Source organism: Marinobacterium lacunae, from assembly GCF_000705555.1.
GTDB classification, from domain to species: domain Bacteria; phylum Pseudomonadota; class Gammaproteobacteria; order Pseudomonadales; family Balneatricaceae; genus Marinobacterium_D; species Marinobacterium_D lacunae.
The window spans coordinates 282,821-305,109 of sequence record NZ_JMQN01000040.1; the positions used below are offsets into that span (position 1 = coordinate 282,821).

26 protein-coding genes and 1 riboswitch are annotated in these 22,289 nt (G+C 56.4%); of the genes, 13 read left to right on the forward strand and 13 right to left on the reverse strand.

Annotated features, from left to right (window positions below):
- Positions 1-63: 63 nt before the first annotated feature.
- The 5 genes from ADIMK_RS13865 (at position 64) to ADIMK_RS13885 (ending at position 4,841) form a co-directional block, all read left to right on the forward strand.
- Positions 64-993, forward strand: coding sequence for a ketopantoate reductase family protein (locus tag ADIMK_RS13865; protein WP_051692961.1), 930 nt, complete (start codon positions 64-66; stop codon positions 991-993).
- A complete protein-coding gene (gene ppk2 / locus ADIMK_RS13870) occupies positions 990-1,748 on the forward strand; it encodes a polyphosphate kinase 2 (RefSeq protein WP_036189205.1) in 759 nt (252 codons plus the stop codon). The genes ADIMK_RS13865 and ppk2 overlap by 4 nt, the downstream gene beginning before the upstream one ends.
- Before the next feature lie 30 nt (positions 1,749-1,778).
- A riboswitch (cobalamin riboswitch) is annotated at positions 1,779-1,921 on the forward strand.
- 48 nt (positions 1,922-1,969) lie between these two features.
- Positions 1,970-3,922, forward strand: a complete 1,953-nt coding sequence (locus tag ADIMK_RS13875) for a TonB-dependent receptor (protein ID WP_081849796.1) — start codon at positions 1,970-1,972, stop codon at positions 3,920-3,922.
- A gap of 33 nt (positions 3,923-3,955) precedes the next feature.
- Positions 3,956-4,570 (forward strand): cob(I)yrinic acid a,c-diamide adenosyltransferase, encoded by a 615-nt coding sequence (locus ADIMK_RS13880; protein WP_051692962.1) that lies wholly within the window; start codon positions 3,956-3,958, stop codon positions 4,568-4,570.
- Entirely contained in the window at positions 4,545-4,841 is a 297-nt protein-coding gene (locus ADIMK_RS13885; protein ID WP_036189209.1) for a hypothetical protein, read from the forward strand. The genes ADIMK_RS13880 and ADIMK_RS13885 overlap by 26 nt, the downstream gene beginning before the upstream one ends.
- Position 4,842: 1 nt before the next feature.
- Here ADIMK_RS13885 and ADIMK_RS13890 read toward each other — a convergent pair whose 3' ends face one another.
- The 3 genes from ADIMK_RS13890 to acuI all read right to left on the reverse strand — a co-directional run bounded on the left by ADIMK_RS13890 (position 4,843) and on the right by acuI (position 8,454).
- Positions 4,843-6,393 (reverse strand): HDOD domain-containing protein, encoded by a 1,551-nt coding sequence (locus ADIMK_RS13890; protein WP_036189212.1) that lies wholly within the window; start codon positions 6,391-6,393, stop codon positions 4,843-4,845.
- A gap of 140 nt (positions 6,394-6,533) precedes the next feature.
- Complete coding sequence (locus ADIMK_RS13895; RefSeq protein WP_036189214.1) at positions 6,534-7,406, reverse strand: cobalamin-binding protein; 873 nt, start codon at positions 7,404-7,406, stop codon at positions 6,534-6,536.
- 64 nt (positions 7,407-7,470) lie between these two features.
- Complete coding sequence (gene acuI / locus ADIMK_RS13900) at positions 7,471-8,454, reverse strand: acrylyl-CoA reductase (NADPH) (RefSeq protein WP_036189218.1); 984 nt, start codon at positions 8,452-8,454, stop codon at positions 7,471-7,473.
- A gap of 191 nt (positions 8,455-8,645) precedes the next feature.
- On the opposite strand from acuI, the gene ADIMK_RS13905 reads away from it, so the two are divergent.
- Together ADIMK_RS13905 and ADIMK_RS13910 are read left to right on the forward strand one after the other, a co-directional pair.
- Complete coding sequence (locus ADIMK_RS13905; protein WP_036189221.1) at positions 8,646-9,380, forward strand: FadR/GntR family transcriptional regulator; 735 nt, start codon at positions 8,646-8,648, stop codon at positions 9,378-9,380.
- Positions 9,381-9,443: 63 nt separating this feature from the next.
- On the forward strand, positions 9,444-9,986 hold the full coding sequence (locus tag ADIMK_RS13910) for a Z-ring associated ZapG family protein (protein ID WP_036189224.1): 543 nt from the start codon (positions 9,444-9,446) through the stop codon (positions 9,984-9,986).
- A gap of 26 nt (positions 9,987-10,012) precedes the next feature.
- Here ADIMK_RS13910 and ADIMK_RS13915 read toward each other — a convergent pair whose 3' ends face one another.
- Entirely contained in the window at positions 10,013-10,786 is a 774-nt protein-coding gene (locus ADIMK_RS13915) for a Nif3-like dinuclear metal center hexameric protein (protein ID WP_036189226.1), read from the reverse strand.
- Between the two features lie 76 nt (positions 10,787-10,862).
- Between ADIMK_RS13915 and ADIMK_RS13920 the strand changes: the two genes are divergently transcribed.
- Positions 10,863-12,005 carry a trypsin-like peptidase domain-containing protein gene (locus ADIMK_RS13920; RefSeq protein WP_036189227.1) on the forward strand — a complete coding sequence of 381 codons (1,143 nt, stop codon included), beginning with the start codon at positions 10,863-10,865 and terminating at the stop codon, positions 12,003-12,005.
- A gap of 69 nt (positions 12,006-12,074) precedes the next feature.
- On the opposite strand, the gene hisD is transcribed toward ADIMK_RS13920, so the two are convergent.
- The 9 genes from hisD to ADIMK_RS13965 all read right to left on the reverse strand — a co-directional run bounded on the left by hisD (position 12,075) and on the right by ADIMK_RS13965 (position 18,732).
- Positions 12,075-13,382, reverse strand: a complete 1,308-nt coding sequence (gene hisD / locus ADIMK_RS13925) for a histidinol dehydrogenase (protein WP_036189229.1) — start codon at positions 13,380-13,382, stop codon at positions 12,075-12,077.
- Positions 13,379-14,032: an ATP phosphoribosyltransferase gene (gene hisG, locus ADIMK_RS13930; protein WP_036189232.1), complete on the reverse strand. Its 654-nt coding sequence runs from the start codon at positions 14,030-14,032 to the stop codon at positions 13,379-13,381. Before hisG ends, hisD begins: the two co-directional genes overlap by 4 nt.
- A 16-nt stretch (positions 14,033-14,048) precedes the next feature.
- Positions 14,049-15,311 carry a UDP-N-acetylglucosamine 1-carboxyvinyltransferase gene (gene murA / locus ADIMK_RS13935; protein ID WP_036189234.1) on the reverse strand — a complete coding sequence of 421 codons (1,263 nt, stop codon included), beginning with the start codon at positions 15,309-15,311 and terminating at the stop codon, positions 14,049-14,051.
- Between the two features lie 25 nt (positions 15,312-15,336).
- Positions 15,337-15,576 (reverse strand): BolA family protein, encoded by a 240-nt coding sequence (locus tag ADIMK_RS13940; protein WP_036189239.1) that lies wholly within the window; start codon positions 15,574-15,576, stop codon positions 15,337-15,339.
- Between the two features lie 152 nt (positions 15,577-15,728).
- Positions 15,729-16,025: an STAS domain-containing protein gene (locus ADIMK_RS13945; RefSeq protein WP_051692964.1), complete on the reverse strand. Its 297-nt coding sequence runs from the start codon at positions 16,023-16,025 to the stop codon at positions 15,729-15,731.
- The gene (locus tag ADIMK_RS13950; RefSeq protein WP_051692965.1) at positions 16,012-16,674 is read right to left on the reverse strand and encodes an MlaC/ttg2D family ABC transporter substrate-binding protein; all 663 of its coding nucleotides are present in this window, start codon (positions 16,672-16,674) and stop codon (positions 16,012-16,014) included. The genes ADIMK_RS13945 and ADIMK_RS13950 overlap by 14 nt, the downstream gene beginning before the upstream one ends.
- Before the next feature lies 1 nt (position 16,675).
- Entirely contained in the window at positions 16,676-17,134 is a 459-nt protein-coding gene (mlaD, locus tag ADIMK_RS13955; protein ID WP_036189242.1) for an outer membrane lipid asymmetry maintenance protein MlaD, read from the reverse strand.
- Between the two features lie 2 nt (positions 17,135-17,136).
- Positions 17,137-17,919, reverse strand: coding sequence for a lipid asymmetry maintenance ABC transporter permease subunit MlaE (gene mlaE, locus ADIMK_RS13960; protein ID WP_036189245.1), 783 nt, complete (start codon positions 17,917-17,919; stop codon positions 17,137-17,139).
- The gene (locus ADIMK_RS13965) at positions 17,920-18,732 is read right to left on the reverse strand and encodes an ATP-binding cassette domain-containing protein (RefSeq protein WP_036189248.1); all 813 of its coding nucleotides are present in this window, start codon (positions 18,730-18,732) and stop codon (positions 17,920-17,922) included.
- A gap of 221 nt (positions 18,733-18,953) precedes the next feature.
- Here ADIMK_RS13965 and ADIMK_RS13970 point away from each other — a divergent pair, with 221 nt between their 5' ends.
- From ADIMK_RS13970 to lptB, 5 genes are read left to right on the forward strand one after another with little or no spacing between them, the layout of a single operon-like run.
- Complete coding sequence (locus tag ADIMK_RS13970; protein WP_036189251.1) at positions 18,954-19,925, forward strand: KpsF/GutQ family sugar-phosphate isomerase; 972 nt, start codon at positions 18,954-18,956, stop codon at positions 19,923-19,925.
- Complete coding sequence (locus ADIMK_RS13975) at positions 19,925-20,461, forward strand: KdsC family phosphatase (RefSeq protein WP_036189253.1); 537 nt, start codon at positions 19,925-19,927, stop codon at positions 20,459-20,461. Before ADIMK_RS13970 ends, ADIMK_RS13975 begins: the two co-directional genes overlap by 1 nt.
- Positions 20,462-21,031, forward strand: coding sequence for an LPS export ABC transporter periplasmic protein LptC (gene lptC / locus ADIMK_RS13980; protein WP_036189256.1), 570 nt, complete (start codon positions 20,462-20,464; stop codon positions 21,029-21,031).
- On the forward strand, positions 21,021-21,548 hold the full coding sequence (gene lptA / locus ADIMK_RS13985; RefSeq protein WP_051692966.1) for a lipopolysaccharide transport periplasmic protein LptA: 528 nt from the start codon (positions 21,021-21,023) through the stop codon (positions 21,546-21,548). The genes lptC and lptA overlap by 11 nt, the downstream gene beginning before the upstream one ends.
- Positions 21,545-22,270, forward strand: coding sequence for an LPS export ABC transporter ATP-binding protein (lptB, locus tag ADIMK_RS13990; protein WP_036189258.1), 726 nt, complete (start codon positions 21,545-21,547; stop codon positions 22,268-22,270). The genes lptA and lptB overlap by 4 nt, the downstream gene beginning before the upstream one ends.
- Positions 22,271-22,289 lie beyond the last annotated feature (19 nt).

The following is a 22,289-nucleotide window of genomic DNA, read 5'->3' on the forward strand; positions in this document are numbered from 1 at the left end:
CGGGGTTCTGTCGGGTCGCCGGCGCCGCTATCATAGCCTTTTATAGTGCAATGGAGAGAAGCTATGCGCTGGCATATTCTCGGCGCGGGTGCAATCGGTTGCCTGTTTGCAGAGCGGCTGGCCCGGGCTGGGTGTGACGTCACCTTGCTCGTGCGTACCGAGGCGCAACTCGAGGGCCTTAACCGACTCGACAATATCGTAAGCGTCCAAATCGATAATACCTGGCATCTTGCCAGAGTGGACGCCGAAACTGTCGCGGACAGCTCCGCCATCCAACATCTGCTGGTCTGTACCAAGGCCTATGACGGACTGGACGCAATCAACGCCATATCGCCAAGGCTTGCGCCGGACGCGCAAATCGTACTGCTTCAGAACGGCTATGGCCACCAACAAAAGAGCGCACTTGCCCTCGCACCGCGTCCGATTTGGGCGGGCGTCACCACATCTGGCGCACGTCGCACAGGCCCTTTCAGGGTCGTTCAGTCCGGTGAGGGAGAAACCCAGATCGGTCGCCTCAACCTGCCCGAGGGCGCAGACCACGGCCTGCCTGATGGATGGAGCACGCTGGATCACCGCGTGGTATTAAACGGCGATATCAATAGAGCCCTGTGGCAAAAGCTGGCCATAAATGCGGTAATCAACCCGTTGACGGCCCTGCATGGATGCCGCAACGGTGAGCTTCTCAGCCCCGTTTATCGCCAGGAGCTGACCACGCTATGCACTGAAATCGAGAATGTGGCCAGTGTCTGTACCCAGCCGCTTTTCGATACCACTCTGCTGGAAGCTGTGCTTGAAGTAGCCGAGAACACCGCGCAAAACCGCTCATCCATGCTTGAAGATCTAAGCGCAGGGCGGCCGACCGAGATTGAACAGATCACGGGCTTTATCTGCGCGGCTGCGCGCGAGCTTGGTGAGGAAACACCCTTGAACACGGAACTGCTCAATGCTGTACGCTTTGAGCAGCGCAGAAAAAACCGTGAGGAGCAGGCATGAGCCCGATGAAAAAGATGAAGCGCGCAGAATATGAAGCCCTCAAACTTGATCTTCAGATTGAGCTGCTGAAGATGCAGAACTGGGTTCGCGCCAACGGCGAAAAGGTTTTGATACTGTTTGAAGGTCGCGATGCCGCCGGCAAAGGCGGTACCATTAAACGGTTTATGGAGCATTTGAACCCGCGCAGTGCGCGTGTCATTGCGCTTGAAAAACCCACCGAGCGCGAGCGCGGACAATGGTACTACCAGCGCTATATCAAGCACCTGCCGGCTGCCGGTGAGATCGTTCTGTTTGACCGCTCATGGTATAACCGTGCAGGCGTCGAGCGTGTTATGGACTTCTGTTCGCCCTCCGAGTATCTGGAATTCATGCGCGAAACGCCGGAACTGGAGAAAATGTTTGTGCGCAGCGGTATCCGGCTTTTCAAGCTGTGGTTCGAAGTCAGCCGCGACGAACAGTTTCGCCGATTCCAGTCTCGCCGCGTCGATCCACTCAAGCACTGGAAGCTCTCCCCTATCGACATGGCCTCACTGGATAAGTGGGATGAATACACCGAAGCCAAGGAAGCGATGTTTTTCCACACCGATACGGCTGACGCTCCCTGGACTGTCATCCGCTCTGACGATAAAAAGCGCGCCCGGATCAATGCCATGAGGCATCTGCTGAGCAGCCTACCCTACCCCGATCGCAACAGCGACATTACGCTGCAACCGGACCCGAACATTGTTTTACCGGCAAGGAACATCCTGAGCTGATGTTGCCCAGCTCAGGTCAGCTCTTTACAATCGCCCTCTGACCGCAAGGGTGCCCGGAATAGCCGGGATAATCGGGAAGTTGGTTGAAATCCAACGCTGCCCCCGCAACGGTGATGGACGCTGTAAACACAGTGCATCCTAAGCCCGGAGACCGGCCCTGCTGACGCCCATAGACGTTATCACTACGCCATGCGCGGCGGGCGCATAGACGAGGTATTCCCATGCACTCCCCTGTTCCTACGTTGCTGGCGGCCGCCATGACCGCAGCGACTTTCCCGGTATTTGCCGCTTCTCAGGATTCAAACACCTCCGCCGTTTCGGCCCCTTTACAGGTTGTCGTGACTGGCACCCGTTCAGAACAGCCTATCGGCACAACGCCGGGCCAGGTTGACGTGATCACGCGCGCACACATTGATGCGAGCGGCGCCCAATCTGTCGTCGAGGCATTGCGAGCCAGCGGTGCAGTACAGATCAATCAAAGCTACACCGGGAACGGCAATGACGGCGTTATCTCAATGCGCGGCTTTGGCGAGAATGCAGGGCAGAACGTATTGGTACTGGTCGATGGCAGGCCGCTGAACAACCCGACACTTCAGGCGCCGGACCTGGCAAGCATCAGCCTCAACTCGGTCGAGCGCATTGAGGTTTTTCAGGGCAGTGCAGGCACTCTTTACGGCCAGTACGCTGTCGGCGGCGTCGTGAACATCATTACCCGCAGCATAACCGGCACGCAGGGGCAGATAAACGCCAGCTCAGGCAGCTATGACCGCAGGCGTCTAAACGGCAGCGTCGAACACCGCTTCGAATCAGGTCTTGGACTGGCATTTTCGGCTGACAGCGACACCAGCGACGGCTACCGTGACAACAGCAACCGCGATTACGACCAGTTTAAAACCGAAATCTCCTATCAGCACGAGCGGGGCGAGGTCCGTTTCAGCCACGAGCAGGTCAATAACAACCAGAGGCTACCCGGCGCTCTAAATGAAGCCCAGGTGCGTGCAGATCGCCGGCAAACGGTATATCCCGATGACTACTTCAATGAAGATCTGCGAATCGACACCCTTTACGTGCATCAGCAGCTGAATGACCATCTGGATGTTCGCGCAGACTGGAGTCAGCGGGACAGCAACGGCGAAGGTGTCGCCACGTTCTTCCCCTTCCCTCAGGACACCCGGGCAAACACCTTTATGCCCCGCATGACAGGTCATTGGGATACAACAAATGGTCCGATTCAGGTAACAGCAGGTATCGATGTGACCGACAGCGATTACCAAGCCTGGAACTACAACGACATTACTCAGAACACGGAAGCGGCTTATGCACGTCTCCAGTTACCGGTGTCACCGCAATGGATGGCGACGCTGGGCGGACGCCACAGCAAGGTGGAAGATCGTGATCTCGGTGCTGATCTGCGGCATCACGATTCACTGTTCGTAAAGGAGCTGGGACTAACCTGGACCCCCTCGACGGCCCACCGCCTGTTTATCCGACGTGACGAGAACTTCCGTTTCGCCACAGCTGATGAAAACGGCTTGACGCTGCCCGGCGTCGACTTCCTCGATCCACAAACGGGGGTCTCCTGGGAGTTAGGATGGGCATGGACGGGCGCTGCAAACAGTGTGGAGCTCACCCTGTATCAGCTCGACCTGGACGACGAGATCCTCTTCGACAGTGAAATCAGCAACCCTCAGCCTTGGGATGCTAGCTATCAGGGTGCCAACATCAACCTGGACAGCTCCCGCCGCAGAGGGTTGGTGCTGAGTGCTGAGCACCAGCTCTCACACGCGTTCAGACTCGGCGGAACCTATACCTTTACCGATAGCGAACTGACTGCAGGCAGCTTCAAGGGCAACGAAGTGCCTTACGTCGCCCGCCACCAGTTCAGCCTCTACGGCAATTACCGGTTCGACCCACAATGGAATCTGTATACCGACCTGCAATATACGGGCAGCCGCTACCCCGCCAGTGATGATGCCAACGCGCAATCTCGTATTGGCTCCGATCTGATCGTCAATACGTCACTGCGCTGGAGTGCCGACCACTGGAACGCTCGGATCAATATGAATAACCTGTTCAACAGGCACTATTACACCTACTCTGGTTACTCTGGAGGGCCCTACTACTACCCGGCAGCTGGACGCAACCTACTGTTTACACTGGGTTATACGTTTTAAACGAAGCATGGTGCCGACAACTGGAGATGAACCATGGGTAATCGGCTTACACGCCTCTACACCCGCAAGGGCGACAAGGGCACTACGGGTCTAGCAAATGGTAGTCACGTCGCAAAGACACATCCGCGAATCGAAGCACTCGGAGAGGTGGATGAGCTGAACTGTCTGATCGGCCTGCTTATTGCCGATCTGTCCGAGGGCGACAGCCTTAAAACGGATCTACAAAAGATTCAGAACGAACTGTTCGATCTCGGCGGTGAATTAGCCGTCGCAGACCCGAACTATACCGTGATCGATGCAGCGGTGCTGGAGAGCATCGAGGAGCAGCTTGATCTGCTCAACGAAACCTTGCCGCCGCTGAAAGAGTTTATCCTGCCCGGTGGCAACCGCCCGGCCGCCAGTGCCCACCTGGCGCGCGCCGTCTGCCGCCGTACAGAGCGGCGCCTGGTTGAACTTGCCGCATCGGACACAGTCAATCCCTTATCGATCGCCTATATCAACAGGTTGTCAGACTTGCTGTTTGTTCATGCTCGTTTGCTTGCACGACGCGACGGCGGCAGCGAGGTGCTATGGCAACCACGCGGCGCTCACACAACGCCCACAAGTGAGGGGACGGCTCACGATGAAAACCCGACTTCTGGCGACTAGCCTGTTACTGGCTGCCACGATCAGCCCGCAGGCAAACGCAGATTGTGCAATGGATCAGACGTTTTGCGATGCAAAGTGCAGCATCGAACATTTCAGTGACAAAGCCGCGCGGCTGGGGTGCGAATCCCGCTGTGCAGCAGAGCGCGCCGCCTGCAGCACCAAGGCGGGTGCCGAAAAAGCCGTTGAGATAGGGAAAAAGGCGCTACGTGACACAGGCGCCTTCATTGAGGGCTTTACCGGCGAAAAGGATCCGCCCGAGAATAGCCATTAAACTAACTTGAGCGCTCCGAGTGGCGCTGTACCTCCAGCGCCAGCCGCGCCTGTATCAGGAACTGGTTAAAGACTCGAAACGCGCCTTCGTCGACCCGCTTTCCAACCTGAATGGTATCGGCATAGAAGAGCCCGACCGGCTTATCACCCACCCGCAGTGGCGCTGCCACAAACCCCGTGGGCGCAACCGTACGTATAAAATCCTGCGGCAGGCGTTCTGCCCACCCCTGTTCGCCACAATCGGCCACCAACAGTGTGCTGCCTTTCTCCACCAAACGAACGAATAATTGCCCTTTGGGTTCTGATGAGCTCAGATGCATCTGTTTGCTGAGCACCTCCGCGTCCAGCCCCTTCACGATCCGTGCAGATAATGTGCTGCGATCATTGCTGAGCAGACAAAACGCGACACGATCCAAAGTAGAACAACGCTCAATCGCCTCCACCGCCAGTGCAACAATTGCCGTAGGCTTAACCCCCTCAGCCAGAAGCTCGTTCATCTTCGCCAGATAATCAAGCTGCAGCTGATCCTGAGACGGCCTCGCCGAATGAGGCTCCGCCAGCACGGTAGCAGCAGGCGCAGCCGCCTGGAACTGTTCACTGCGAGAACTGATGTAGAAAGCCAACTGTCGCGAAAGCTCGTCCAGCTGATCGTTACCGCTGCCCTGATAGGGCGGTATAAGCACCTTGGCCGGCAAACCGTACTCTACGCAGATATCACATACCTGGCGAAAGGAGTTACTGATCGCCGTTTCAAGCTCCTTATGCGTCAAGCCGGTGCAGCTAGCCAACTGCTTGAGCCGTTTGCCATAATCGAGCTCACGCCCTGTATCACGGTAGTAGATCAGCTCCAACAGATCATGACAGCCTGCAGCCAATAGGTGGTTGAGTCGATGGGAAGGCTTGAGCTGTTCGGCACTCATTGAATCCATCGCCTGAACGACACTTTTCGGGAAACCCCAACTCTGTGTCAGGTCCTGACCGATATCGCTGAAATGCCCGCCGAGTTCGGCAAGCTGGATTCTCTCCCACTGTTCACGCCCCAACGCCCTAAGCTTGAGCATCTTTCGGTAACGCTCAGGCAGTGTATACGCCACCACGATCTCGCCAAGTCGATAGAGTAATCCACAGATGTAGCTCTCTTCGATATCCATGGCGCCAGAGCGCATGGCGATCTCCCTTGCCATCGCGGCATTCAGGAATGCGCTGACCAGTAGCGTATCCATACCAGTACCGGGCTCATCGACGCTAAAGGTCTCGATAAGCTTCAACGTCATCGACAGGTTCTGAATGCGCTCGAAGCCGATCAGGACGACAGCCCGGGAGACAACGCTGATATCACCGTGACCACGGTTGTAATGGGGTGTATTGGCAATCTTCAGCAGCTTTGCCGACAGGTTCGCATCCTTCATCACCGCCATTGCAAGTGCCATCGCATCACTTTCGCGCGATGAGCTTATCTGGCGAATACGGTTAACTGTGGCGCTGAAAATAGGCAAATCGCCCAAGCGGTCAAGCTGGGCATACACTGCATTTAACGTGGTCTGATACTTCACCGTCGTGCGCTACCTTCAGACAGACGAGCTACGAATACCCAAACGAGGTTAAGGCTGGGTCAATGCGGCTAATATAGTGTAGGAAAAGGCTTAAACAGTACAGGTATTGCGTCAAACAGCGGAGACTTTCGCGCTCACCATCAGCGTTTCATCCGTTGACGCACATCGACCACAGCTTCACAGAGCGCCTGTACTCCATCCAAAAAGCGTGGGGTTGGCCGATGAATCAGATCAGCGTGCAGCGAATATAAAGCGCCATTGCGTACCGCCGGCAACACCGACCATGACTCCCATCGCTCTTGCCACCCACCCCCAACCTCATCAGTACTGACAATCAGATCGGGCGCTACAGCCAGCACCGCTTCAAGACTGACCTGAGGCGCCGCCTCTGGCCGATCGCCGAACGGATTTCGAGCACCGCAGAAACCGATCGCCTCCCCGATCAGCGCATCGTCACTGACGGTTAGCAGTGGATTGTCCCAGAGCTGGTAGAAGAGCGTCGGTACTGCCCCGGCCTCAGGTTTGAGCGCTCGTAATCTAGCCTCAAACGCTGAGGCCTGCACCTGCGCCTGTGCGTCGTTTCCTGTGAGTTGTCCCAACAGACGAAGATTGTCAGGAATGCTTTGGATGCGCTTGGAGGATAGCCTGACCACCTTCAAGCCGAAGCCTTCCAGCGTGCGCAGCTGCGCCTGAGGGTTTCCCTCGAACCAGGCGATGACCAAATCCGGGCGAAGGCTGAGTATGGTTTCTGTATTGAAACGCTGGTAGTCACCCACCAGCGGAATGGAACGCGCGGCATCAGGGTAGTCGGAATAGCTGACACGACCGACGATGCGGTCGCCGCTGCCCACTGCGTAGAGATTCTCGACAATATCCGGTGCCAACGCAACAACACGGCGTGCAGGCTGTTGAAGCTCTACCCTGTGTCCACTGCCATCGACCACCGAGATGGGCGCTGAGATAGCCATACTGGCGGTAAGCACCAGCATCATGGACAGTAGAACCCTCAACATTAACACCGCCCCATTTGGAAAATGGCGCAGTATAGCACTGCGCCCTGATCGGTGACCGGTGCGACTAGCCACCGATTTTAACGATGGTTCGGCCGCGAACTGCACCACTGACGATCCGCTGCGCATACTCAGGCACCTGCTCCAGCGAAATCTCCTGGACCAGATCGTCAAAAAGTTGAGGATCGAGCTCGCGCTGCAACCGCGCCCAAGCATCGGTGCGGCGCGCAGTCGGACAGGAGACAGAGTCCACGCCTTGCAGACGCACATTTCTTAAGATGAACGGCATCACCGTGGTTGGCAAATCGGCGCTGCCAGCCAGCCCGCAGGCCGCCACCGCCCCGCCATAGTTCGTTTCGGCCAACGCACGGGACAGGACCACCCCGCCGACGGTATCGACGACTCCGGCCCAACGCTGCTTCTCAAGCGGTCGGCAAGCAGCCGACATCTCGTCCCTCGGCCGTATAGCCTGCGCTCCCAGCTTGCGCAGATAAGGCTCCTCCTCCACCCGCCCTGTAGCGGCCACTACCTCAAAGCCCTGTTTCGCAAGCAACGCAATCGCGACACTGCCGACACCGCCAGAGGCTCCGGTCACCAGTACCGGCCCCTGCTCAGGCTTGACACCCGCCTCTTCCAACGCCAACACACAGAGCATCGCGGTCAAGCCCGCGGTACCAATCGCCATCGCTGTTTGCGCGGTCATGCCATCCGGCAGCGGGACTATCCAGTCCGCTTTCATCCGCGCCCGAGCAGCCATTCCGCCCCAGTGACGCTCACCTACGCCCCATCCAGTTACGATGACCTGCATGCCGGGCACAAAACGCACATCCTCAGAACTCACTACCTGGCCAACCAGATCGATGCCAGGAATAGCCGGGAACTTCGAAATAATCGGCCCTTTACCTGTTACCGCAAGGCCGTCCTTATAGTTGAGCGAGGAGTACGTGACATCGATCAGCACCTCACCGTCGGGCAGCACCGATTCATCGAGCTGCTTGATGTCAGCCATTGTCTCGCCTTCAACCTGATCGAGCACCAGTGCCTTGAACATCGACTTCACCTCTTGATCTGGAGAACATTGAGTTATATCCAGTAAGACACTCTATTTGTCTTACAAATTAACATTAGAATCCAATCCCTCCCTCTATTTGTCAAGCAAATTAACAAATAGCGGTCGATGTGAAATACTCTAAAAAACTAGCCCAATTCTCAAAAACCAGCCGTCCCTCCCGGAGCCTTCAGGTGGAATTCAACCCCGTCAGCCAACAAAACCTGCCCCGTCAGATTGCAGACCAGATCCGCAATGCCATAGCAGACGGCACTCTGAATGCAGACGATCGCCTACCGACTGAAGAGGAGTTAGCCAAGCGCTTCCGAGTCTCCCGGCCGACAATACGGGAGGCTCTCAAACGTCTCGCGGCCCAGAACCTTGTTCGATCGCGTCGCGGGCCAACCGGCGGTACGTTCATTAACCGCCCCGATATCGCAGAGCTTGGAGAGGGCCTGTCCAGTTCAACCCGGCTACTGGCGGGATTAAACAGCCTGTCGCTCGAGGAGATCATTCAGTGCCGTCTGGAGCTGGAGCAGCTTTGTGCCACCCTCGCTGCCGACAACCGCTCTGAAGAGGATCTGGCGCGAATGGAGGCCGCCCTTTCCGCACAGAGAAAGCTGGTCGACCAACCGGAGCAGTTCTGCACCGCCGATGTCGGCTTTCACCGGGCACTGGCCGACGCGGCCGGTAACAAGCTGTTAAGCCTGCTGATGCACTCTGTCATTGAGGGCTTGCAGCCGGTGAGCAATATGGTGGCCTTTCGATATCCCGAACGGGATCTGATTATCGAGCAACATCAGGCGCTTTGTGAGGCGATTGCCCAGCGCGACTCCAAAGCCGCTCGTGAGCAGATCGCCAGACAGGTTGAGACACTGTCATCCCAACTGGAGCGGGCCCGCGACGAAAGTCAGGGAACCGGAAGATAGGCACAGCGGTCGGATTGTCATATTCTTATCTGGTGAGGAACGTTGTCGTGTTAAGGAGATGTTGTGGAAGCAAGTAATGCCTGGACCTTGGGTCTTGTCGGAATCGCCATCGGCTTGGTACTCGGGTACTTGCTCGGGCGCAGTAACAGCAGTCGACAGCAGGAGATGGCCAGCGAACTGAATGCGGCGCGCTCCGAGCTTAATCGCTATAAGGATGAGGTTACCGAGCACTTCGAAACCACTGCCGAGCTCGTCAATGGCCTGACTGAACAGTACAGACGGGTGCATCAGCACCTGGCATCCGGTGCCCAGACACTTTGCAGCAGCGAACACGCGGGAGAGTCGCTTCAGGCCTCACTGCAACCGCGTCTGCACAAGCAGGATATTCCGACGGTCACCGATGCTGTGGATAACACCGAAATCGATGAACTACCAGAACCCCCGAGAGACTATGCTCCCAAAAGCGCTGACGAAGAGGGCACACTCTCTGACGGGTACGGCTTGAAGCAGAAACCTCAACAGGATGATGAGGAAGACCCCAAAGCGCCAACCGTCGATCCCTCGACGCCCGCGACCGAAGAGACAGCAGGGGCCCCTCGGCGCTAACCCCTGAACAGATCGCCGGTATCGACTCAAACCGGATTGTCGATATCGGCGAAACGGTGCTCCAGACCGAAATGTCGCGCCACGTGAGTACCCAATGCCTGCACCCCGTACCGCTCCGTCGCATGATGCCCGGCTGCGATGTAATGGATACCCGCCTCCCGAGCAAAGTGTACGACCGGTTCCGATATTTCCCCGCTTAAAAACGCATCGGCACCCAGCGCCTTGGCTTGTTCGATCATTCTGTCGGCAGCCCCGGTGCACCAGGCGATATGCCTGATAGGATGGTCACCACCGCTTATGACCTGCGGCGCCCGCCCAAGCGCGACCTTAACCCGGCCAGCAAAGCTCTGCAGATCCACTGCCTGAGACAACACGCCCACGTTTCCGACGCTTAGCGGATTATCAGGCTCAAGGCCGCTCTGAACCTCGATGCCGAGAAGCTTCGCCAGCCGAGCGTTATTGCCATACTCCGGATGTGCATCCAGCGGCAGATGGTAGGCCAGTAGGTTGATATCCGCGCACAGAAGCGTTTTCAGGCGGCGCTGCTTGATTCCGGTAACGGCGGCAGACTCCCCTTTCCAGAAATACCCGTGGTGAACCAGAAGCAGGTCGGCCTGCCACGCGACCGCCTCATCGAGCAGCGCCTGACATGCCGTGACACCGGTCAGTATGCGCTTTACCTGAGCACATCCCTCTACCTGCAAACCGTTCGGACAATAGTCACGAAAACGCCCTGCCTGCAGCAGTTGATCGCAATACTCCACGATCCGTGCGGTTTCTACGCCAATAATATCTGTCATCTGTATTTCCCATTACTCTGCGACTATCCGTATAATCGTTGCTTTTAGTAGCGGTTCCGCTTTGCACAATCAACCTATGCGAATACTTTCATTTCTCGGCTGGCCCATCATCGCAGGCATTCTTGCGGCAGCACTCATTCTGCAGCTTTATCCACAGCTGCTAACGAGTACACCGACGGTCGAAATCCGCCAGGCCAACAACGAACGCAACAGCACGCAGGGTCCGTTCAGCTATGCGGACGCCGTGGATCGTGCCGCACCGGCTGTTGTCAATATTTACACCCGCACCCTGGTCGATAGCGACGGTAACCCTATCGGCAACGATCCACTCTATAAACACTATTTCAACTCGGAGACTCCGCCGACTCAAGAGCGGATTCACTCAAGTCTTGGCTCTGGCGTCATTATCAACCCTCAGGGGTATGTGGTCACCAACAACCACGTGATAGCCGGTGCAGATTCCATCATCGTCGCGCTACAGGACGGCCGGGAAGCCGTCGCTCAAACAGTGGGCACCGATCCGGAAACCGATATAGCCGTACTGAAAATAAGCCTTGGCGACCTGCCGGACATCACACTGGCACCGACCGAATCACTTCGCGTCGGCGATGTCGTGCTGGCAATCGGTAACCCCTTCGGGGTTGGACAGACCGTCACGCAGGGCATCATCAGCGCTACCGACCGCAACAGCCTAGGCCTGAACACCTATGAAGATTTCATCCAGACCGATGCTGCGATCAACCCCGGCAACTCCGGTGGTGCACTGATCGACCCCAATGGCAATCTGGTTGGGATCAATACTGCGATCTTCAGTAAGTCAGGCGGCTCCGAAGGTATCGGCTTTGCGATCCCTGTAGATCTCGTAAAGCAAGTTCTTGAAGATCTTATTGAACGCGGACGCGTGGTGCGTGGCTGGGTTGGTGTTGAAGCCCAACCCCTGAACCCGAGACTGGCGGAGTCTTTTGGACTGTCGCCAGAACAGCATGGCCTGATCATCGCAGGTATCTATCGAGACAGCCCTGCACACACCGCGGGACTTCAGCCCGGCGATGTATTGCTTGCGCTCGACGAACAGCCGATCACCGATGACGGCCACACGACAATGAACACCATTGCCCGACTGAAGCCCGGCGAGAAGGTACGTTTCACCATCTATCGCAATGGCGCACAGCAGGAGATAGAGGTCACAACGACAGAACGACCGGCCAACGTCAATTAAGCCAGCCTACAGAACAACAAAAAAGGCATGCCCAATGGCATGCCTTTTTTATTTAAACGTAAACAGCTGTCAGGACTTGATGCGGTATTCAGCCGAACGCGCATGAGCGGTCAAGCCTTCACCACGCGCCAACACTGACGCTACCTTGCCCATTTCCGATGCCCCCTCTTCAGAGAACATAATCAGCGATGAGCGCTTCTGGAAGTCATACACCCCCAACGGCGATGAGAAACGCGCAGTGCCCGATGTCGGCAATACATGGTTGGGGCCAGCACAATAATCGCCCAGCGCCTCTGCCGTATAACGTCCCATAAAGATCGCGCCAGCATGACGAATTTCATCCAGCATCGCTTCAGGATCCGCAACGGAGAGTTCCAGATGTTCAGGCGCTACACGGTTGCTGATACGGGCAGCATCGCTGAGATCCTGCGCCTTGATCAGCACCGCACGGTTTCGCAGTGAAACCTCGATAATCTCGGCTCGCTCCATTGTCGGCAGCAGCTTCTCAATACTCGCTTCCACCCGATCAATAAACGCGGAATCAGGGGATACCAGTATCGGTTGTGCATCCTCATCGTGCTCGGCCTGCGAAAACAGGTCCATCGCGACCCAGTCCGGATCCGTCTGGCCATCACAGATCACCAGAATCTCCGAAGGTCCGGCAATCATGTCGATGCCAACAGCACCAAATACGGCACGCTTTGCGGTCGCCACGAAAATATTGCCCGGACCGACTATCTTGTCGACACGGGGAACGGTTTCGGTGCCATAGGCAAGCGCCGCCACAGCCTGGGCACCGCCTACGGTAAACACGCGGTTGACGCCAGCCAGCGCAGCCGCGGCCAAAACCAGCTCGTTGACCACACCGTCAGGCGTGGGCACGACCATAACGATCTCTTCAACTCCGGCGACATGGGCCGGCAGTGCGTTCATCAACACCGATGACGGATACGCCGCCTTGCCGCCCGGTACGTACAGACCGACCCGATCCATAGGCGTCACTTTCTGCCCAAGCATGGTGCCATCGGCTTCCGTGTACTGCCAGGACGTGGCCAGCTGGCGCTCATGGTAGGTACGCACGCGCTCGGCTGCTTTCTCAAGCGCCGCACGCTGCTCAACAGGCAGACCGTCCAGCGCCTGCTGCAAGCGCTCCTGCCCCATCTCGAGCTCTGCCATGGAGGCGACACTCATTCGATCGAAACGATTGGTATATTCCACCAGCGCGGCGTCGCCTTCACTGCGAATACGACCAATAATCTCGTTTACGATGTCGTTAACCTTGGTATCGGATACGCTCTCCCAGGCCAGCAATGCATCGAGACGCTCCGCGAAATCGCTCTGCTGACTGTCGAGACGCACAATCTCCGTCTTGCTCATGCCTGCCCTCCCTCACGCTTGGCCACTATCGCCTCGGCCAGCTGATCCAGAATCGGCTGAATCTGACGATACTTCATTTTCATCGACGGCTGACCGACAACAAAGCGGGAGCTGATGTCCGCGATATGCTCCATCGGTTCAAGTCCATTTGCGCGCAGTGTGTTGCCAGTATCCACGATATCGACGATACGATCGGCTAACCCCATAATCGGTGCCAGTTCCATCGCACCGTAGAGCTTGATGATGTCGACCTGAGCACCCTGACGGGCAAAATACTCTTTAGTGACATTGACGAATTTGGTCGCTACCTTCATCCGCCCCTCTACCGGTGCAGCATCTTTCATGCCCGCCACCATCAGACGACACTTGGCGATCTCAAGATCAAGCGGTTCATACAGGCCTGCGCCGCCATGCTCCATCAGCACATCCTTTCCGGCCACCCCCATATCAGCCCCGCCATACTCAACGTAGGTCGGCACATCGGTGGCACGGATCACCACAAGCTTGATATGCGAATGGTTGGTATCGAAGATCAGCTTACGGCTGGAAAAAATATCCTCGGCCGGAACAATGTTCGCCGCTGCCAGCAGTGGCAGCGTCTCCTTAAGGATGCGCCCTTTGGACAGGGCGATGGTCAGCTGTTCTTTCATTAGCCTCTTCGCTCAATCATCCCGGCACACGACGTATACGCGCACCGAGCAACTGCAGTTTCTCTTCAATACATTCGTAACCGCGATCGATATGGTAGATCCGGTCGATCAACGTCTCGCCCTCGGCCACAAGCGCGGCAATAACAAGACTCGCCGACGCACGCAGGTCTGTCGCCATGACTGGCGCACCCTGCAACTTCTCCACACCTTCAATAATCGCCGTATTACCGTCGATGGTGATATCGGCGCCCATGCGGATCATCTCCTGCATGTGCATGAAACGGTTCTCAAAGATCGTCTCCTTGATCCGCCCCACACCGTTGGCGATGGTGTTCAATGCCGCAAACTGCGCCTGCATATCGGTCGGGAATGCAGGGTAAGGGGCAGTCGTCAGACTGATTGCCTTTGGCTTGCGCCCAGACATGTCGAGACTGACCCAGGTGTCACCCACCTCGATGTCTGCGCCGGCTTCCTCAAGTTTCTGCAACACTGCCTCGAAAGTATCCGGACGCGTGTTGAGACACTTGACGCTACCACCCGTTACGGCGGCCGCAACAAGATATGTTCCAGTTTCGATCCGATCCGCCATTACCGAGAAGCGACAGCCATGGAGCTTTTCAACGCCACGAACCGTTATAGTGTCGGTACCGGCACCTCTGATGTCCGCCCCCATGGCGATCAAACACTCGGCCAGATCAACAACCTCCGGCTCACGAGCGGCGTTTTCGATAACCGTTTCGCCTTCGGCCAGCGTCGCGGCCATCAGAATGTTTTCAGTGCCTGTCACGGTCACGGTGTCGAAAAATACGCGGGCACCTTTCAACCGGCCATTCATGCGTGCACGAATATAACCGTTCTCAACCTTGATATCCGCACCCATCGCCTCCAGGCCCCGGATGTGCAGATCCACCGGTCTGCTGCCGATGGCACAACCACCGGGAAGCGATATGTCGGCACTGCCAAAATGCGCCAACATCGGGCCCAATACCAGAATCGACGCACGCATGGTTTTCACGAGATCATAGGGCGCGCAAAAATCATGAATCGGACGCGGGTCGATCTCAACGCTGAGCTTTTCGTCCACCATGAGTTCGACACCCATGCGGCGAATCAACTCAAGCATGGTGGTAATGTCATGCAGGTGTGGCAGGTTGCAAATGGTGACCGGCTCACTGGCCAGCAGCGTTGCAGCCAAAATTGGCAACGCTGAGTTCTTGGCGCCGGAAATACGCACCTCACCCCGCAGAGGGACGCCACCCTCGATTATCAATTTATCCATCAGGCAATCCTGTCAGGTGAGCGTATTACTGCTTTGCAGCCCACTGCTCGGGGGTAAAGGTCTTGATAGAAACAGCATGGATGGCACCACTGGCAATCTGCTCGGTCAGACAGGCATAAACCAGTTGCTGCTTTTTAACCGGCGTAAGGCCGGCGAAGCATTCGCCAACAGCCGTTATCTGGAAATCACAGCCTTCACCTGCTGTATATACGGTGCAACCCTCAAGCTCGCGCTCGATGATCTGTTTCACTTCTTCAGCTTGCATGCACAACTCCGAATGCAGAGTTTGGATTCTTCGGGACAGGGAGGGAATGATACAGCTTCGCCGCAGGCTGGGCCACCACGTGGCCGCCCAGGCAACAAAAGGGAGGTATCGGCATGGACGAAAATAGATACTTCATCCATGCCTGAAGGCATTCAAGCCTGGCTCAAGGCTCCATCCAGCCCCACAAGATCGGCAATCGCCTTGAGATCAGCGGGAAGATTGGCAATTGAAAGCTCAATACCGTCTCGACGCGCCTTGCGACAGCCGGCCAGCCAGAGCGCCAGTGCCGAGCTATCGACACGTGTCACACCACCAAGATCCAGCTGACAGCTACCTTCCTGGCGGGACAGTAATGTCTCAAGCTCTGCACGCACCGACATAACCGATCCGAAGAGCAGCTCGCCACTGAGTGATATAACCCCGGGCGCCGACTCCTCAACCCTCGTCACTTTCGCCTTCCCCACCGGTTGCCTTGATCGCGACCTGCGACTCCCAGCTGTCGATCACACCGCCGACGCTACTGTAGCGCTGATAGAGATCGGCAAACTGGTTTTTAAAGGTCAGGCGCAGGTTGACACCGTCGACGGTCACGTTTACCAACGTCCAGCGGTCACCCTGCTTGAGCATGTAATAAACCAGACCGTAGACAGTACCGTTGGCTGCACGAACATTTACCGTTACAACCTGCTTGTCTGGATCAGGGCTATCCGCCAAAGGCTGCGCGATCTCATAGGTTTCAAATTCGAAACCCACTATCGCTTTGGCAAAGGTCTTGAGAAGCGTCGTCTTGAACACGTCGGAAAAACGCGCCATCTCATCATCGGACGCCTGGCGGTAATACTTGCCCATTACACGCTTGGCAATATAGGGGAAGTCCACAACCGGAGAGATGACCCGCTCGACTTCGGCCATCATTTGGTCGATCTTTTCCGGCGACTTCAGGCTTTCATCTTCAACCACGGCCAGCATTTCACGCGTCACTTGATCCATAACACCACTCGCCTCCTGCCAGGAGGGCTGGGCAGCCTGAACACCAAGCGCCGGAAGGAGCAGCGTAAAACCAAGAACAGCTGCCGAAGCCAGATTTCGCACGTTCATGTTATTCACTCACCTTGTTAAACAGGAATTTCCCGACCAGATCCTCCAGCACAAGTGCCGACTGAGTATCCTGAATCCGATCGCCGTCCTTGAGGTTTTCATCCTCGGCCCCCGGTGTGATACCGATATACTGCTCACCCAGCAGGCCTGCGGTCAAAATTTGTGCAGAGCTGTCCGTGCTTAAATAGTCGACATCATCACGAATTCGCATCTCCACCTCAGCAACGAGAAACTTCGGATCCAGCCGGATCGCCGTTACCTCACCGATCTGAACACCGGACATGGCCACCTTGGCCCGAGCCGTCAGACCACCGATGTTTTCAAACCGTGCGTAAACCCGATACCCACCGCCTTGGTTCGCCAGGCTAAGACCACTGATATTCAGTGCCAACACAACCAATGCAACGGCGCCCGCCAGCATCAGAAAGCCCACGCCAATTTCCATTGTACGCATGCGCATTATTACAACTCTCCAAACATTAACGCTGTCAGAATGAAGTCAAGCCCCAATACCGCCAGTGAGGAAAACACTACGGTTCGAGTCGTTGCCTGACTGATTCCTTCCGATGTCGGCACACAGTCATAGCCTTCAAACACGGCGATCCAAGTCACGACCGCGCCAAACACGATCGACTTGATGATGCCATTCAAGACATCGTCGTTAAAATCAACCGAATGCTGCATGTTCGCCCAGAAGGAACCGTCGTAGATCCCCAACCAGTCAACAGCAACAATCGCACCACCCCATACCCCTACAACCGAAAAGATCACGGTCAGTATCGGCATGGAGATAAAGCCTGCCCAAAATCTGGGCGCGATCACCCGTCGCAGCGGATCGACGCCGATCATCTCGAGACTGGCAAGCTGCTCAGTCGCCTTCATCAACCCGATTTCAGCCGTCAAAGCAGAACCGGCACGCCCTGCAAACAACAGCGCCGTCACAACCGGTGCCAGCTCACGAACCAGACTGAGCGCGACCATTTGCCCCACCGCCTGCTCCGATCCGTAATCCACCAAGATGGTGTAGCCCTGAAGGCCCAACACCATACCGATAAAACCACCTGAAACGACAATAATCACCAGCGACAGCACACCCACGAAATAGAGTTGCTGCACCAAAAGAGGGAACATGGTGATCGGCGACGGTCGTGCGATCAACGACTGCGCCAGCAACTGACCGGCGCGTCCGAACGCCGCCAGCCGGGACAGGGTGCGATGACCCAGCGACTGTATCCAATCCAGCATTTAGGGGGTTTCCTGTAACAATTCCTGCATCAAATCCGGCGCCGGATAATGGAAAGGCACCGGACCATCCGGCAACCCCTGCATAAACTGACGCACCTGCTCGGAATCGACGACAGCAAGCTGCTCGGGTGTGCCCTCGGCAATTACCCGTCCATCTGCCACCATGTAGACATAGTCTGCAATTCCCAGCGTTTCCTTAATATCGTGAGACACGATGATACTGGTATGACCCAGCGCCTGATTCAGGCGACGGATCAGATTGACCAGCACGCCCATGGCGATAGGATCCTGACCGGTAAACGGCTCATCGTACATCACGATATCGGGGTCGAGGGCGATGGCCCGCGCAAGCGCTACACGCCTGGCCATACCACCGGAGAGTTCACTTGGCATCAACTTCGCCGCACCGCGCAAACCGACAGCCTGTAACTTCATCAACACGATATCGCGGATCATGTCCTGGCTAAGATCGGTATGCACCCGGATCGGAAACGCGACGTTCTCGAACACGCTCATGTCCGTAAATAGCGCTCCGCTCTGGAACAGCATTCCCATACGTTCGCGTGCCAGAAACAGTTCGCGGCGACCCAGTCGGGGAATGTCATCGTCCTCCAGCAGGATCTGACCGCTATCGGGTTTCAGTTGCCCGCCGATCAGCTTCAGCAGCGTGGTTTTACCCGTACCGGACGGCCCCATAATCGCAGTGACCTTGCCACGGGGGACGCGGATACTGATATCGTCGAAAATGGTGCGTGAACCACGGCTGAAGGTCATGCCGCGAATGTCGATGATTATATCGCTCAGTGGATCCATAGCTGCCCGAAAGGCCTCACACTCAGTTCCTTGTGCTGCAGCGCGCGCAGCATCGCAGTCTAATTCAGAGCGCGACAATATATCACTCCCGGACAAAAACGTGAACTTCATCCCCCCAGAAGGGGTCATCTGAACAGCCGCCACGCTGTGCCCGCACAGCCCTGTGTTGTACACTCCCCTCTTTAATACCCGTAACTGTTTACAGAGAGACATCTCCACTTATGACAGACTTCGATTTCCTCCGTGCCGGTCGCCGCACGATAGAGCTTGAGCTCGATGCTGTGCAGAATCTGCTCCAGCACCTCGACCAGCGCTTTAGCCGTGCTTGCGAACTGATGATCAACTGCCGCGGAAGGGTCATTGTCACCGGCATGGGCAAGTCCGGTCATATAGGCAACAAAATCGCTGCGACGCTGGCCAGTACCGGCACACCCGCCTTTTTTGTCCACCCAGGTGAAGCCAGCCACGGGGATCTCGGCATGTTCACCCGTGACGACGTTGTTTTGGCGCTGTCCAATTCTGGCGAGACGGCAGAAGTCGTTACTATTCTCCCCCTAATCAAGCGCATGCAAGCGCCACTTATCAGCATCACTGCACGCCCTGATTCAACACTGTCCAAAGCGGCCGATGTCAGTCTGCACATTCCGGTCGATCGTGAGGCCTGCCCACTGGGTCTGGCACCGACGTCAAGCACTACAGCACAGCTGGTGCTCGGCGATGCTCTGGCGATCGCTCTACTGGAAGCCCGTGGCTTCAGTGCCGAGGATTTCGCCTTTTCCCATCCCGGCGGCGCCCTCGGCCGACGCCTTTTGCTGATGGTTGATGACATCATGCACACCGGCGATGCCATACCGGTTGTCAATGCCGAAACATCGGTGCGCGATGCATTGCTTGAAATGACGCGAAAACATTTGGGCATGACCGCGGTAACAGACAGCCAAGGCGCGCTATTGGGCATCTTCACCGACGGCGACCTGCGCCGCACTCTGGATCAGGAGATCGACCTCAAGCAAACCTGCATTCATGACGTGATGACCGTGAACTGCACCACCATCCACCCGGGCATTCTTGCGGCCGAAGCATTGCAGATCATGCAGAGCAAAAAGATCAACGCGCTGGTTGTGGTCGATGATGCAATGAAACCGGTCGGCGCTCTGAACATGCATGACATGCTCAAGGCGGGGGTTATCTGATGCTGGAGAAACTGCTCCCTGCACAGGTCGAAAAGCTGACCAATATTAAGCTGGTCGTTTTCGACGTAGACGGCATTCTAAACTCCGGACAACTTAACTTTCTGGCCGACGGCCGTGAGATCAAGTCGTTCAGCATACTGGATGGCCTTGGTATCAAACTCCTGCATAAAGGCGGCATCAAAAGCGCCATTATCACCGGCAGACGCTCCCCTCAGGTCGAACTCCGCGCCGAAGCGCTGGGCATCACCTATCTGCGCCAGGGCCGCGAAGACAAGCTGATCGCGCTTGAAGAGTTGTGGCACGAAACCGGGTTTGGTCCAGACAACACCGCCTACATCGGTGACGACCTTCCTGATCTTGCCGCCATCCGCCGGGTCAGCTTCGGCGCCACCGTGCCCAATGGACACTGGTTCGTACGCGAGCACGCCGATTGGATCACCCAGACACCCGGCGGCCAAGGCGCTGGACGTGAGCTATGCGAGTTGATTCTTGCGGCACAAGGAAAGCTGGACGGCCTGCTCAAGGAGTATTTGTAAGTGTTTAGCAGTACTCGTATTCGCCTGCTAATAGCCCTGGCCATTATTGCCCCTGTACTTATATTTTGGGGTTTCTCCGGCGATACACTGCAACAACCGTCTGGAAGCTCGAAAGAGAACGCAGCCAGCATCGATTTCTTCATGCACGACGCACGTACTGTTTACTGGTCACCGGAAGGAGACCTGGCCCGCGAGTGGCAAACACCCGAGCTCAAACACTACCCCTTGCGTTCGCGTAGCGAATTGCTGGAACCGGAAACGTCAATGCCGACACCCGAGGGCGGGCTATACAAAATGCGCGCCAACGAAGGATGGATTGTCGATGATCAGAGCCAGATTCAACTTGCAGGCGATGTAGAGGTTCACCATAATCCGCAATCTGGACCCAATGGGGTCCTGACCACCAGCAGCCTGACGATCTACCCGCCACGGAACATTGCCCGCACTGACGCACCGGCAAAACTGGTTCGCGATGGAGAGCAGACCGAAACGGTAGGGCTTGAGGTCTATTTCGATCAACAGCGAATAGAACTGCTTTCAAACGTACAGGGTAGATACAATGCGCCTTAACCGCCTGTTTCAAGCCACCCTCTGCTGCCTATTGCTGAGCGGCGTAGCGGAATCGACGCTGGCGCTTCCCGAAGATCGAAGCCAACCGATCCATATCAGTGCCAACAGCGCGAGCATCAACGAAAAAACCGGCGTTACTGTCTACAGCGGCCAGGTAGAGATCTCTCAGGGATCAATGAAAATCCGTGGCGACCGTGTCGAGCTATATCGCTCGGCTGACGGCGATGTAAACCGTATCGTCTCGATAGGCAAACCCGCCGAGTTTGAGCAACAACCCAAAGCCAGCGATCCTGTCACGCATGCCTACGGCCTGCGTATGGAGTACAAGATCAACAGCCAGCAAGTGACGATCAGCGAACAGGCAAAGGTGGAACAGGGTCAGGACACCTTTACCGGTGAGCGTATCGTGTACAATATGGACAAGGCGATCGTCGATGCATACAGCAGCGAAAGCGGCGACCAGCGCGTCAAAATGGTTATCCAACCCAAGAGCAGTCGAAACGGGCTGAACCCATGATGCAACTGGAAGCATTACATCTGGCCAAAAGCTACAAGGGCCGCCAGGTTGTTCGTGATGTGTCGATCGAAATCAGCAGCGGAGAGGTTGTCGGTCTGCTAGGACCCAACGGCGCCGGCAAGACCACCTGCTTTTACATGATTGTCGGCCTGATCAAAGCTGATCACGGCCAGATTCGGATCAACCAGGACGACATTACCCGCCTGGCCATGCACGGGCGAGCGCGACGCGGTATCGGCTATCTGCCTCAGGAAGCCTCGATCTTCCGCAAGCTGAGTGTCCATGACAATCTCATGGCCATTTTGGAAACGCGCAAGGACCTGAGCAAGCTTCAGCGGGAACAGCGAGTCGAAGAACTGCTGGAAGAGTTTCACATCACGCACCTGTCGAAAAACCTCGGCATGTCGCTATCCGGCGGAGAAAGACGTCGCGTGGAGATCGCGCGAGCCCTGGCAACGGAGCCTGCGTTTATTCTGCTGGATGAGCCCTTCGCCGGAGTCGACCCGATTTCGGTAGGCGATATCAAGCAGACCGTACGCCACCTGCAAGACAGGGGGATCGGCGTATTGATAACGGATCATAACGTGCGGGAAACGCTCGACATCTGTCAACGCGCCTATATTGTGAGTGATGGCGGAATTCTGGCGAAGGGAGATCCTCAACAGATACTGACCAACCAGCAGGTACGACAAGCTTATCTCGGCGAACAGTTCAGGCTTTGAACATGAGCGCCGCAACATC

Bases quoted from the DNA above. Each gene is read 5' to 3' on its own strand.
- ADIMK_RS13865 (WP_051692961.1), top strand. From the start codon at position 64: ATGCGCTGGCATATTCTCGGCGCGGGTGCAATCGGTTGCCTGTTTGCA.
- ppk2 (WP_036189205.1), top strand. From the start codon at position 990: ATGAGCCCGATGAAAAAGATGAAGCGCGCAGAATATGAAGCCCTCAAA.
- ADIMK_RS13875 (WP_081849796.1), top strand. From the start codon at position 1,970: ATGCACTCCCCTGTTCCTACGTTGCTGGCGGCCGCCATGACCGCAGCG.
- ADIMK_RS13880 (WP_051692962.1), top strand. From the start codon at position 3,956: ATGGGTAATCGGCTTACACGCCTCTACACCCGCAAGGGCGACAAGGGC.
- ADIMK_RS13885 (WP_036189209.1), top strand. From the start codon at position 4,545: ATGAAAACCCGACTTCTGGCGACTAGCCTGTTACTGGCTGCCACGATC.
- ADIMK_RS13895 (WP_036189214.1), bottom strand. From the start codon at position 7,406: ATGTTGAGGGTTCTACTGTCCATGATGCTGGTGCTTACCGCCAGTATG.
- acuI (WP_036189218.1), bottom strand. From the start codon at position 8,454: ATGTTCAAGGCACTGGTGCTCGATCAGGTTGAAGGCGAGACAATGGCT.
- ADIMK_RS13915 (WP_036189226.1), bottom strand. From the start codon at position 10,786: ATGACAGATATTATTGGCGTAGAAACCGCACGGATCGTGGAGTATTGC.
- ADIMK_RS13920 (WP_036189227.1), top strand. From the start codon at position 10,863: ATGCGAATACTTTCATTTCTCGGCTGGCCCATCATCGCAGGCATTCTT.
- hisD (WP_036189229.1), bottom strand. From the start codon at position 13,382: ATGAGCAAGACGGAGATTGTGCGTCTCGACAGTCAGCAGAGCGATTTC.
- hisG (WP_036189232.1), bottom strand. From the start codon at position 14,032: ATGAAAGAACAGCTGACCATCGCCCTGTCCAAAGGGCGCATCCTTAAG.
- murA (WP_036189234.1), bottom strand. From the start codon at position 15,311: ATGGATAAATTGATAATCGAGGGTGGCGTCCCTCTGCGGGGTGAGGTG.
- ADIMK_RS13940 (WP_036189239.1), bottom strand. From the start codon at position 15,576: ATGCAAGCTGAAGAAGTGAAACAGATCATCGAGCGCGAGCTTGAGGGT.
- ADIMK_RS13950 (WP_051692965.1), bottom strand. From the start codon at position 16,674: ATGAACGTGCGAAATCTGGCTTCGGCAGCTGTTCTTGGTTTTACGCTG.
- mlaD (WP_036189242.1), bottom strand. From the start codon at position 17,134: ATGCGCATGCGTACAATGGAAATTGGCGTGGGCTTTCTGATGCTGGCG.
- mlaE (WP_036189245.1), bottom strand. From the start codon at position 17,919: ATGCTGGATTGGATACAGTCGCTGGGTCATCGCACCCTGTCCCGGCTG.
- ADIMK_RS13965 (WP_036189248.1), bottom strand. From the start codon at position 18,732: ATGGATCCACTGAGCGATATAATCATCGACATTCGCGGCATGACCTTC.
- ADIMK_RS13970 (WP_036189251.1), top strand. From the start codon at position 18,954: ATGACAGACTTCGATTTCCTCCGTGCCGGTCGCCGCACGATAGAGCTT.
- ADIMK_RS13975 (WP_036189253.1), top strand. From the start codon at position 19,925: ATGCTGGAGAAACTGCTCCCTGCACAGGTCGAAAAGCTGACCAATATT.
- lptA (WP_051692966.1), top strand. From the start codon at position 21,021: ATGCGCCTTAACCGCCTGTTTCAAGCCACCCTCTGCTGCCTATTGCTG.
- lptB (WP_036189258.1), top strand. From the start codon at position 21,545: ATGATGCAACTGGAAGCATTACATCTGGCCAAAAGCTACAAGGGCCGC.